This window comes from Thiomonas sp., assembly GCF_054608695.1.
In genome coordinates this window covers 21,279-32,161 of sequence record NZ_JBTRXV010000044.1, presented here as the reverse complement: position 1 = coordinate 32,161, position 10,883 = coordinate 21,279, and the positions used below count along the sequence as shown (strand labels likewise).

The 10,883-nt window shown below is 67.6% G+C and carries 10 protein-coding genes and 3 pseudogenes; 9 read left to right on the top strand and 4 right to left on the bottom strand.

Features of this window, described 5'->3' with window-relative positions; genetic code table 11:
• Positions 1–286 precede the first annotated feature (286 nt).
• A complete protein-coding gene (locus ACYCUK_RS14355; RefSeq protein WP_461595390.1) occupies positions 287–439 on the top strand; it encodes a hypothetical protein in 153 nt (50 codons plus the stop codon).
• 56 nt (positions 440–495) lie between these two features.
• Here ACYCUK_RS14355 and ACYCUK_RS14350 read toward each other — a convergent pair whose 3' ends face one another.
• The gene (locus ACYCUK_RS14350) at positions 496–834 is read right to left on the bottom strand and encodes a hypothetical protein (RefSeq protein WP_461595389.1); all 339 of its coding nucleotides are present in this window, start codon (positions 832–834) and stop codon (positions 496–498) included.
• 673 nt (positions 835–1,507) lie between these two features.
• On the opposite strand from ACYCUK_RS14350, the gene ACYCUK_RS14345 reads away from it, so the two are divergent.
• On the top strand, positions 1,508–2,671 hold the full coding sequence (locus tag ACYCUK_RS14345; protein ID WP_461595388.1) for a sensor histidine kinase: 1,164 nt from the start codon (positions 1,508–1,510) through the stop codon (positions 2,669–2,671).
• Positions 2,664–3,305, top strand: coding sequence for a response regulator (locus ACYCUK_RS14340; protein WP_461595387.1), 642 nt, complete (start codon positions 2,664–2,666; stop codon positions 3,303–3,305). Before ACYCUK_RS14345 ends, ACYCUK_RS14340 begins: the two co-directional genes overlap by 8 nt.
• A 331-nt stretch (positions 3,306–3,636) precedes the next feature.
• Here ACYCUK_RS14340 and ACYCUK_RS14335 read toward each other — a convergent pair whose 3' ends face one another.
• Positions 3,637–4,269, bottom strand: a complete 633-nt coding sequence (locus ACYCUK_RS14335) for an FMN-binding negative transcriptional regulator (RefSeq protein ID WP_461595386.1) — start codon at positions 4,267–4,269, stop codon at positions 3,637–3,639.
• A gap of 17 nt (positions 4,270–4,286) precedes the next feature.
• Complete coding sequence (locus tag ACYCUK_RS14330; protein ID WP_461595385.1) at positions 4,287–5,030, bottom strand: SDR family oxidoreductase; 744 nt, start codon at positions 5,028–5,030, stop codon at positions 4,287–4,289.
• Positions 5,031–5,157: 127 nt separating this feature from the next.
• On the opposite strand from ACYCUK_RS14330, the pseudogene ACYCUK_RS14325 reads away from it, so the two are divergent.
• The 5 genes and pseudogenes from ACYCUK_RS14325 to ACYCUK_RS14305 all read left to right on the top strand — a co-directional run.
• Positions 5,158–5,961: pseudogene (locus tag ACYCUK_RS14325) on the top strand (AraC family transcriptional regulator); the annotation flags it as partial.
• Between the two features lie 104 nt (positions 5,962–6,065).
• Positions 6,066–6,170, top strand: a pseudogene (locus ACYCUK_RS14320) (AzlC family ABC transporter permease); the annotation flags it as partial.
• Between the two features lie 315 nt (positions 6,171–6,485).
• A complete protein-coding gene (locus tag ACYCUK_RS14315; protein WP_461595392.1) occupies positions 6,486–6,818 on the top strand; it encodes an AzlD domain-containing protein in 333 nt (110 codons plus the stop codon).
• A 187-nt stretch (positions 6,819–7,005) separates the two neighbouring features.
• Positions 7,006–8,195: pseudogene (locus ACYCUK_RS14310) on the top strand (PA0069 family radical SAM protein).
• A 148-nt stretch (positions 8,196–8,343) separates the two neighbouring features.
• On the top strand, positions 8,344–8,661 hold the full coding sequence (locus ACYCUK_RS14305; protein ID WP_461595384.1) for a YegP family protein: 318 nt from the start codon (positions 8,344–8,346) through the stop codon (positions 8,659–8,661).
• A gap of 80 nt (positions 8,662–8,741) precedes the next feature.
• On the opposite strand, the gene ACYCUK_RS14300 is transcribed toward ACYCUK_RS14305, so the two are convergent.
• Positions 8,742–9,593: a pirin family protein gene (locus tag ACYCUK_RS14300; protein WP_461595391.1), complete on the bottom strand. Its 852-nt coding sequence runs from the start codon at positions 9,591–9,593 to the stop codon at positions 8,742–8,744.
• A gap of 306 nt (positions 9,594–9,899) precedes the next feature.
• On the opposite strand from ACYCUK_RS14300, the gene ACYCUK_RS14295 reads away from it, so the two are divergent.
• Positions 9,900–10,787 (top strand): pirin family protein, encoded by an 888-nt coding sequence (locus ACYCUK_RS14295; protein ID WP_461595383.1) that lies wholly within the window; start codon positions 9,900–9,902, stop codon positions 10,785–10,787.
• Positions 10,788–10,883: the final 96 nt, after the last annotated feature.

Genomic DNA, 10,883 nt, shown 5'->3' with positions numbered 1-10,883 from the left:
CACCACCGTTGCCGCCTTCTGCGGCGTGGCGAAGGCCGTCGTCGGACTCAGCCCGTTGTTGCTGTCGCTGCCGCTGGTGCTGACGTAGTAGGTCTTGCCCGTCGTCGATGGCGGCGTCACCGGCGTCACCGGCTGCCACACTCGCCAGGGGGTGGGAATGGACTGAAAGGAAGAAGGGGTTGGCGCTGGCGATGCGCCAGTTGCGGTTGACGTCGTGGTTGTGGTTGCGGGCGGAGTTGCGGTTGGCGATGCGGGCGCACCGTCGACTGCGGCACTCACGGCGCAATTGGACGAATTACTGACTGTGGGTTTGCATGGCACAACGCCGGTTGCTGCAAATGTCGTCGTGCCTGCCGCGCCGACCGTGCTTGCCGCCCCTCCACCGCAACCGGACAGAATCGCGGCAAAAAAGATGGCCAAGGCGCTGACTTTTAAATAATGGGTATTCATGAAATCCAATCCACAAAAACAAATAGAATAACTGGCGGGTCGGTCTCAAAAACGGTAGGCCATACCGACCTGGAGAACCAGATGCCAACGATATCGACTTAATGTGCTCAGGAGTTGCGCCTGTTCGGCCTGAATCAGGCCTGAAAATCCAGGTTGGCTCAGAACACCTTCGCCCGCGGTCGTCACATTGATCTGCCCTTGATAAGCCACGCCAATGTCACTCCTGAACTGCCAGCCTTCTGTTGGCCCTTGATTCCCCCAGCCGAAACCGGAATAAGAAGCGTTCTTTGAAAATGAAACCCTGTCACTGATCGAACCGTCGGCCGTCAATACGTTGGCCATACCGTTTGTTTGATAGGTTTGCTGCCGCGGTTGACCGTTCAAATCAAAATGGTTGTTGAAAACCGCGCCAGCCCGCTGGAAGACTTTTTCTAAAGGGTGCCTGCCCAGTAATGGCTTGACATTTCTAGATTTGATAATGCCCTTGTCATCCGGCCCATGGATCCAGGTGCGTGCGGTGAAGCGAGAATTGATGGCCCACTGCTCTGCGCGTCAACGGCTGTTTCAGCAGCGGCTTCGGCTTGGCCACAGCTCAGGCCGATGACCAAGGCTCCGACCAGCGCCATGAAGGGGGCATGCCAAGTTTTCACGCGTTGTGCTCCACTGTCGGCTGATGGGTGACAAAAGCCGCAAACCTGGCAAATGGATGTGAAGGATTGCCGGATTTCGATGGCTGAATTCTGGTTTGCGCCAGGGCACGTCACCATCGGATATTTCAGATTGCAACTGTCAGCAATCGACTGAATCGCGTGTCGGAATATTCTGACAACCCATGTTTGCGGGATGCCTGGGCGCGGCAGGGCATCCGACAATTCCCTCGGTTGCGCGGGGTGCCGTTCCGGGGTCCGCACCGCCACGAGAGCTCGAAAACTCGATGCCTACATTTGCAAGCACCTGTCCGCAGCTTCCGCTGGTGTCAACACACCGCGGCCGTATGCAGTGCTGCTGCAAGGTTTGGATCCGTTCCGTTTCGCCTCGCCAACTCGGGCTTGAAGCCATGCATGCAGGCAGCCGCGACTCACGCACCGAACCCGCCACCGGCGCCAAGCCCAGCCATGTCGGGCGGCCGCCGGAAATTGCGCCGTCCCCTGCCTTGCCGGCCGCCGAGGCCTGTCACCTGATCGAGCGCTTGCCTGGCTTCGTCTTCAGCCTGGAGCATGCCGGCGACCAACTGCATTTCACCTATGCCAGCGCTTGTTGCCTGGCGGTTTGCGGCCTTGCCTACGAGAGGCTGAATGCGCAGGGCTCCGGATTCCTCAGCCTGATCGACGCGCGCGACCTGCCGGCATTTCATGCGAAGCTGCAGGCCAGCGCGGTTGTCGGCGTGTGGAACTGGGAGGGGCGGCTGCAAACGCCGCATGGGCCGAAATGGGTCAATATCCGGGCGCAAACCAGACCGCTCGGCCCGCTGTTGGCCGAGTCGGTGGGCATCATGCTGAATGTGAGCCAGAGCCATCTGCGCGAAAGCCAGTTGCGCGACATGTCGGCCGAGTTGCGCAGCATGGCGGTGCGGCTCGAATCCGTGCGCGAGCTGGAGCGGGCACGCCTGGCGCGCGACCTGCACGACGACCTGGGGCAGGTGCTCACGGCGTTGAAAATGGATCTGGCCTCCTTGCATCATCTGCTGCGCAAGCCCGGCGGCACCGCCCATGCGCAGCTGTTCGAGAACATGGACCGGCTGATCGACGCCGCTGCCGATTCGGGCCGCCGCGTCGCCGCGGAACTCAGGCCCAGCGTGCTCGATCTCGGCCTGGAGCCGGCGCTGCGCTGGCTGACCGACCAGCACCGCGCGCGCTATGGCATACGCCTGCGCTGCAGCGCCCGGTTGAAAGCGCCGATTGGGGAACTGATGGCGACGGAGATTTTTCGCATCGCCCAGGAGGCGCTGACCAATATTGCGCGCCATGCCCAGGCCCGCCAGGCGTGGCTGAAGCTGGCCGATGGGCCCGAGGGCATCTGCCTGGAAGTGCGCGACGATGGCAAGGGCTTTGCCGTGCCGCAAGCCGCGGCGCCTGCCGAGGCGTTGCGGCCGACCTATGGCATGCGCGGCATGCGCGAGCGCGCGCTGCTGATGGGCGGCAGCTTCAGCCACGGCCCGGCGCCAGAAGGCGGCGCCATGGTCCGGGTCTGCCTGCCGCCCCAGGAGCCGGGCCATGCTTAAGCTCAGCCTGCGCGTGCTCATCGTCGACGACCACGCCTTGCTGGCCGAGAGCGTGGCGCGGTTTCTGCAGGCCAACTCCATCGAGGCCGCATGGTGCGCCGACCCCGGCCAGGCGCTGCAGCGCATGCGCGAGGAGGACTGGAGCGTGGTGCTGCTGGACCTGTCGATGCCCGACGGCAACGGCCTGGACTTGCTCAAGCGCATCAAGCTCGTCAAGCCCGGCCTGCCGGTGCTCATCCTCAGCATGCATCCCGAGCAGCAGTTCGCCCTGCGCGCCTTGCGCAACGGCGCAGCGGGTTATCTGACCAAGGGCTGCAGCCCGGAAATCGTGATCGAGGCCATCCGCAAAGTGGCGCGCGGCGGGCGTTATCTCACCGCCGTCGTGGCCGACCAGCTCGCCATCCATCTCGACGATGGCGACAGCACCGAGACGCCGCACCTGCGCCTGTCGGACCGCGAAATGCAGGTCTTCATGCGCCTGGCGCAAGGCAGCAGCGTCAACGGCATTGCCGAGGAATTGCACATCAGCGGCAAGACCGTGAGCACCCACAAGACCCGGCTCATGGCCAAGCTGGGCCTGGACAAGGACGCCGATCTGGTGCGCTACGCCATGCACCAGGGGCTCATCACCTGAGAGGGCCCCCAGACCTGCCGCTGCGCGTCAGGCCCCCCGAGGGGAATGAGCATGGACCAGCGAACAGGCCTGCGCCTGTTTGCGCGCCATGCGAATGGCCTCGGCGCATGCTCCGCGCCGCGCCTCCCGAGCAAACTTGGGGCTGAGTGCCGCGGCTCCAAGCCTGCCACTGCCAGTGGCAGGCTTGGACGGCACGAAGGCCAGCCGACTCTGGCGGCTGGCGGTCCGGCGTTTTCTCACGAGAGCCCCCAGGCTTCTGCTTTGCAGCAGCCGCCCCCCAAGGGGGTCAAGAAAACTTGGGGCGGCCCGGCGTTTTCCTGAGGGCGCTGTCTCAACCTGCGCGCCCCACCACATCGGCCATCGCCTGATCGGCCGCTCCGCCACGTTGGCGCAGTCCGGTCACGACACCCTCGCGGTTCTCGGCTGGCTGGTTCTGGCTCGCCTTCCACTTGCCCTGCAGGCTGCTGAGCGGCAGCTCGATGCCGACGATGGCGCCCAGCATGCGCTCGATATAGTCCGGCGGCGCATCGCTCACCGCCCACGGGTGGGGCAGCGCGGCCTCGTGGGTGCGGGTCAGCATCGTCACCAGCTCGCGCAGCCAAGCCGCATCGTCCACCACCCGCAGCGGGCCGCGCGCGTGCACCACGGCGTAGTTCCAGGTCGGCACCACCTTGCCGGTTTCGCGCTTGGTGGCATACCAGTTCGGGCTGATGTAGGCGTCGGGGCCGTGGAACACGGCCAGCGCCTCGCTGCCCGGCGGCGTGTCGCGCCACACCGGGTTGGCCCGCGCCACATGGCCGCGCAACAGGCCATGCGGTGAGCCGTCGTCCAGCCACAGCAGCGGCACCGGGTTGGCGTCCAGCCCCGGCGCGCCGTGTGTGATGAGAGTGGCCAGCGGATGGTCGCGCATCAAGGCCCGCAGGGCCAGCGCGTCGGGCTGGGCGAAATGCAATGGCAGGTACATGGTCCGTCTCCGTGATGTCAGCGCCCGCCGCTGATGTCGAGCAGGCTGCCGGTGCAATACGAGGCCGCGTCCGACAGCAGCCAGAGGATGGCCTGCGCCACCTCTTCGGGTTGGCCGCCGCGCTGCATCGGCACGCCCGCTTTCACCCGCTCCACCCGGCCGGGCTCGCCGCCGCTGGCGTGGATGGCGGTGTGGATGACGCCGGGGCGCACGGCGTTGACGCGGATGCCCTCGGCCGCCACCTCCTTGGCCAGGCCGATGGTGAAGGTGTCGATCGCCCCTTTCGACGCGGCGTAATCCACGTACTCGCCGGGCGAGCCCAGCCGCGACGCGGCGGACGAGACATTGACGATGGCCCCGCCCGCGCCGCCCTGCCGGGTGGACATGCGGCGCACCGCCTCGCGCGCGCAGAGAAAACTGCCGATGACGTTGACCGCGAACACCCGCGTCAGCCGCGCGGCGTCCATCTCCGCCACCCGCGCCTGCGGCTCCAGCATGCCCGCGTTGTTCACCAGCGCCCGCAGCGGCCCCAGGGCGTCGGCCTGCTCGAACAAGCGCGAGACCCCGCACTCCACCGCCACATCGGCAGCGACCGCGACGGCTTCACCGCCACCCATCCGTATCTCCGCCACCACCGCGGCGGCTTCGTCGGCATGGCTGCGGTAACTCAGGCAGACGGCATAACCCGCCATCGCGGCCAGTCGCGCCGTGGCCGCGCCGATGCCGCGGTTGCCGCCCGTCACCATCAAAACAGGTTTCATGGTCGATCGACATCTGCATGCGGAAGTGGATACCACACCATTCTCGTCCTTTGCGGTGCTTATGCCGGCCTACCATACGTCGTGCTGAAGTCCTTGGAATGCCACACACGCAGCAGGCTCGCAACCCATGCCCCGAGCAGACCCTACACGCGAACAAGCCCGCTTCGCCTTCGTACCGGATTTTGCGGGCATGGAGATGCTTACTGCGAGCTACTGGGCGCATCGCTTCACGCCGCATGTGCATGACACTTATGTCATCGCGCTGATCGAGCAGGGTGCCGAGCAATTCCGCTGCGGCCCCGACACATGGCTGGCTCCGGCGGGCAGCATGGTGATCGTGCCGCCGGGCGCGTTGCATACCGGGCAGCGCGGTTGCGAATGGGGCTGGAGCTACCGCGTGTTCTATCCCGCGCCGCACCTGCTGGCCGCGCTGATGGCGGAATTGCCAGGCGCAGCCGAAGCGCCCCCCGCCTTCGGCGCCGTGGTGCTCACCGACCCGCCGCTGTTCCAAGCGTTGCGCCGCCTGCACGTGCTCTTGCATGATGAAGCCGATGCCCTGCGCCGCGCCAGCGCCTGGCGCACGACGATGGGCGATTTGCTGCTGCGGCACGCCGGGGTTGAACCACGCCGCCTCGGACGCGAAACCACGGCGGTGCGCAGGGCGCAAGACCTGCTGCGCGCCGATGCCGGGGCAGCACTGGGCCTGGCCGAGTTGGCAAGCGCCGTGGGCTTGAGCCCGTGGTATTTGAACCGGGTGTTTGCCCGCGATGTCGGCATGCCGCCGCACGCCTGGCGCAACCAATGGCGACTGGCCCAGGCCAAGACCCTGCTGCGGCGCGGGCAAGTTCCGGCGAAGGTTGCTGCGGCGCTGGGCTTTGCCGACCAGTCGCATCTGCACCGGCATTTCAAACGTGCTTTCGGCGTGACCCCGGGGGCCTATCGAATCGAGCGCGGGGTTGATGGCGGAGACAAGCGCAAGAACGTTCTTCCGCCAGCCTGCAGCCCCAGGTGGCGCGCCTGCCGCAGCGCTGGCGCATGCTGCTGGCCTTCTGGCTCACCGACGAAACCTATGCCGTGGTGTATCACCGCTACGCGCGCGACGACGGCGCCCCGTTCAAGCACTGGTACACGGCGGGCTCCGGCGCCATCATGTACGCCAACTGGCTGGGGTGGACGGCGGCTGGCGTGTGGCTGGGGCGGGCCAACCCGGCGCTCGCGCATCTGGGGCTGGAGTTCGCGCTGGTGGCCACGTTCGTGGGCATCGTCGTGCCCTTGTTGCGCGACACGCCGAGCATCGCCGCCAGCCTCGCCGCGGCGGCGGTGGCCTTGCTGGCGCGATCTGCCCTACAAGCTTTCGCTGTTGGCGGCGGCGCTCGCCGGGGTGCTGGTCGGGGTGTGGCTGGACGCGCGCGCCGCCGCGCGTTCGCCCAAGCCCGACAGCACGGAGAACGCGCGATGAACGCCACGCTCTGGGTCGTGATCGGAGGCATGGCGGCGGTGACCTTCACCATCCGCTACGCCCTGTTCGGGCTGGGCAGCCGGCTGCGGTTCTCCCCGCGCGTGCGCCAGGCGCTGCGCCATGTGCCGGTGGCGGTGCTCACGGCCATCGTCGCTCCCATGGTGCTGCTGCCCGACGGCCAGCATTGGGACCTGAGCTGGCGCAACCCCTGGTTGGCCGGCGCCCTGGCCAGCGCCTTGCTGGTGCTGGGCACGCGCCGCCTGCTGGCCGCCATCGCCGGGGGACTGGCGGTGTATCTGCTGTGGCGCTGGGGCTTTGGCGCGACTTGATCGACGCCGGCATTTCTCCCCATCCTGTTGCGTCATGTGCCTTTCAGCCGCCGCGCCGGCGTTGGGGGCGAGGCGAGCCGGCAGCGGCTTGGTGGCGTTGGCTGCGCCGGCCCTGATCAGAACCGTCCTTGCGGTCGCACCAAGCCAGGCATAAACTGGTTTTTTATCCAGTTATTCAGGCATCGTGATACCCCCAAAAACCATCCCCATCCACCATGCAGCAGTCGCCGCTGCCGTTCCCGATCCAGGCCGCGCCGCGCTCAAGGGGCGGGGTACGGCGGTGCCCATCGCCCACCGCTTCGAGCACAACGCGCGCGATGCCTTCGACGACGGCTGGGGCACGCTGGATGAAGACGCGCTCGCCCGCGGCGAAGCCCCGCCGCCACCGTGACCCACGAGCAGGCGCGTTCCCTGCTCACGCGCAACAGCTCGCCCGACATTCCCTTCACCCGCTCGCTCAACCCCTACCGCAGTTGCGAGCATGGCTGCATCTACTGCTACGCGCGGCCGACGCATGCCTATCTGGACCTCTCCCCCGGGCTGGATTTCGAGACCCGGCTGGTGGCGAAAATCAACGCCGCCAGTGTGCTGGAGCGCGAACTGGCACGGCCCGGCCACCAGGCCAGCAGCATCGCCATCGGCTCCATCACCGACGCCTACCAGCCCATCGAGCGCGAGCTGCGCATCACCCGCGCCGTGCTGCAGGTGCTGGGCGACTGCGCCCATCCTTACGCCATCATCACCAAGTCCGCCGGCGTGCTGCGCGACCTCGACCTCATCGCCCCAGCCGCGCAAGCCGGCCGCGCCTGGGTGAGCGTGAGCATCACCACGCTGGACGCGCCGCTCGCCCGCATCCTCGAGCCCCGCGCCGCCGCGCCTCAGCGCCGGCTGGAGGTGGTGCGCAGGCTGGCTTTGGCCGGCGTGCCGGTGGGCGTGAACGTGGCGCCCATCATTCCCTTCATCAACGATGGCGAAATCGAAACCATCATCCAGGCCGCGGTCGAAGCCGGCGCGCGCAGCATCCACCACACCGTGCTGCGCCTGCCCTGGGAGGTGGCGCCGCTGTTCCGGCAATGGCTGGAGGTGCATGTCCCCGAGCGCGCCGCGCGGGTGATGGCGCGGGTGCAGGACTTGCACGGCATCGTCCCGGCGCAACGCGCCGCGCATCATGGCCGCCCGGGACGCGACTACGACGCCAGCTTCGGCCAGCGCATGCACGGCACCGGCCCCTGGGCCGACCTCATCCGCCAACGCATCGCCAAAGCCAGCGTCCGCGCCGGTCTGCGCGCAGGCGGGCTAACGGCCTTGGACTGCAGCGCGTTTCGCCCACCGTGCAGGGTGCGGGCGGTGGATGCGCGGCAGGGCATGCTGTTTTGATGCGCCCTGCCGTGGTCTTGACAGTTGTCGCATTCGCCACTCGCGGCGCCTACCATCGGCCAGGGCCTGGGGAGCCGGCGCCCTTTCAACATGGCGCGGGTCTTTTGCACTCCACGATCAGGAGTCCACCAGGGCCGTCAGTTTCGAATTGCTCAAAAACGACAAAGGCCACTTCCACTTTTCCCTCAAGGGCGCCGACGGCGGCACTTTGCTGCGCAGCGAAACCTACGAGTCCAAGCCCTCGGCCGAGAACGGCATCGCTTCGGTGAAGAAAAACAGCTTGCTGGCCGAGCGCTTCGAGCACCTGACCGCAAGCGACGGGCGCGCCTATTTCAACCTGAAAGCCGGCAACCACCAGATCGTCGGCACCAGCCCGATGTTCGCCAAGGCGGGAGCCCGCGACGCCGCGCTCGCCGCCGTGCATGCCCATGCCGAGCAGGCGCCGGTGCACGACCGCAGCGCTTGATGGGTGGAGTGCCCCCTGGAAGGGGGGTCAAGGAAACTTGGGAACGGCCCGGCGTTTCCTTGGGATCGCCCCTCGGACGTTCAGAACCTCCCGGCCTGGTAGTCCTGCACGGCCTGCATCACTTCCTCACGGGTGTTCATCACGAACGGGCCGTAGTGCGCCACCGGCTCGCGTAGCGGCCGTCCGGCGATGAGCAGGAAGCGGCCCGGGGTGTCGCCTGCTTGCACCCGCAGCACGGACGCGGTGTCGCTGGCGCGCAGGATGGCCATGCGGTGCGGGCGCAGCGGCGCGGCATCCGGGCCGACGCCGAATTCGCCCTCGATGCCGTGCACCAGCACGGTGTGGCCAGCAGGTGCGGTCCAGTAGAAGGTCTGGCCTGCCGGAACGGTCAGGTCGAGATAGGTGGGCTGGGTCGGGCGCTCGCGCACCGGGCCGTGCACGGGCGTGCCGTCGTCGCCGGCAAAGCTGCCGGCGACGACGCGCGCCTGCACGCCGTCCGCGCGCTGCACCTGCGGAATGCTGCCGGGAGCGATGTCCTGGTAGGCCGGGTCGTCCATCTTGTTCACCCCGGGCAGGTTGACCCAGAGCTGGAAGCCCCACATCAGGCCCTGCTCCTGCTGCGGCATCTCCTCGTGGACGATGCCGCGCGCGGCCGTCATCCACTGCACGCTGCCGGGGGAGAGGTCGCCGCGGTTGCCCTTGTTGTCGCCATGGCGCATGCGCCCGGCCATCATGTAGGTGACGGTCTCGAAGCCGCGATGCGGGTGCGGCGGGAAGCCGCCGATGTAGTCGGCCGCGGTGTCGGAGCGGAACTCGTCGAACAGCAGAAAGGGGTCGATCAACGCCGCGAGTTCCGGCTCCAGCACGCGGGTGAGCTTCACGCCGTCGCCGTCGCTGCTGGCGCGGCCATCCACCACGCGGGCCACGCGCATGAGAGCGTCGCCCGAGGCGGCTGATGCCGGCGCAGCGACGGAAGGCGCGAGGCCCGTGGAATCGGATAGCGTGGTGGTGACAGACATGGCAAGCTCCAGTGGGGCCGCCGCACCGGCAAATGCTGCAGGCGCGGCGGGTTGGGTCATCTTCGATTATGGTGATATGTGGGCGCCCGCACCGAACGCAAGGGCTTGGCGATGTCCCTGCCCTGCGCCACCTTCGCGGGACGTCCGCGCCGCCCGCGTGCCTCCCCCGGACCAAGCACGCCGACACGTCCAATAACGCCCAAGACCGGAGCCCCAGCCATGACCACCCCCGATCCCAGCACCGGCATTCGCCACCTCTACCAGGCCCACGAACACGACCTTGGCGGCGGCTTCGTCGTGCGGCGGCTGCTGCCCGGTCATCCGCAGCAGGGCGTCGGCCCCTTCATTTTTTTCGACCACTTCGGCCCCACCACCATTGCCGCCGGCCAGAACGTGGACGTGCGGCCGCACCCGCATATCGGCCTGGCGACCGTGACCTATCTGTTCGAAGGCGCCATGCTGCACCGCGACCATCTCGGCACCGTGCAGCGCATCGAACCCGGCGCGGTGAACTGGATGCTGGCGGGGCGCGGCATCGTGCATTCCGAGCGCGTGCCCGACGACCTGCGCAGCCGCCCCTGGACCAGCCACGGCCTGCAGCTCTGGGTGGCGCTGCCCCAGGCGCATGAGGACGACGCGCCGGGCTTTCACCATGCGGCGGCCGGCGATCTGCCCGAGACCACGCTGGGTGCGGTGCATGTGCGCGTGCTGCTGGGCCGTGCTTTTGGCCTGGCCTCGCCCGTGCCGGTGCTCTCGCCGCTGGCCTATGCCCACTGGCATGAGGCGGGCGGTTGGCGTCTTGAACCGGACTACACCGAGCGCGCCATCTATCCAGCGCGCGGCGCCATCCACCTGGGCGGCATCACGCTGCAGACCGGCCAAATGGCGCTGCTCGCCCCCGGCCAGACCGCGGAGGTGCAAGCCGATGCCGGCACCGAAGCCGTGCTGATCGCCGGCGAGCCCTTGGATGGCCCACGCTTCATCCACTGGAACTTCGCCTCCAGCCGGCGCGAGCGCATCGAGCAGGCCCGGGCCGACTGGGCCGCCGAGCGCTTCCCCACCATCCCGGGCGACGAGCGCGAGCGCATTCCGCTGCCGGTGCGGTAGACGGCATGCCCGATGCGTCGCGTCGTCAAACGTGACGCAAACACGCATTTCGATACACAGATTTCCAGCGTTTGTGCCCATGATTGCCACGTAGCA

Coding starts and splice junctions, on each gene's coding strand:
- ACYCUK_RS14345 (WP_461595388.1), top strand. CDS start 1,508: ATGCATGCAGGCAGCCGCGACTCACGCACCGAACCCGCCACCGGCGCC.
- ACYCUK_RS14340 (WP_461595387.1), top strand. CDS start 2,664: ATGCTTAAGCTCAGCCTGCGCGTGCTCATCGTCGACGACCACGCCTTG.
- ACYCUK_RS14315 (WP_461595392.1), top strand. CDS start 6,486: ATGAACGCCACGCTCTGGGTCGTGATCGGAGGCATGGCGGCGGTGACC.
- ACYCUK_RS14330 (WP_461595385.1), bottom strand. CDS start 5,030: ATGAAACCTGTTTTGATGGTGACGGGCGGCAACCGCGGCATCGGCGCG.
- ACYCUK_RS14335 (WP_461595386.1), bottom strand. CDS start 4,269: ATGTACCTGCCATTGCATTTCGCCCAGCCCGACGCGCTGGCCCTGCGG.
- ACYCUK_RS14295 (WP_461595383.1), top strand. CDS start 9,900: ATGACCACCCCCGATCCCAGCACCGGCATTCGCCACCTCTACCAGGCC.
- ACYCUK_RS14300 (WP_461595391.1), bottom strand. CDS start 9,593: ATGCGCGTGGCCCGCGTGGTGGATGGCCGCGCCAGCAGCGACGGCGAC.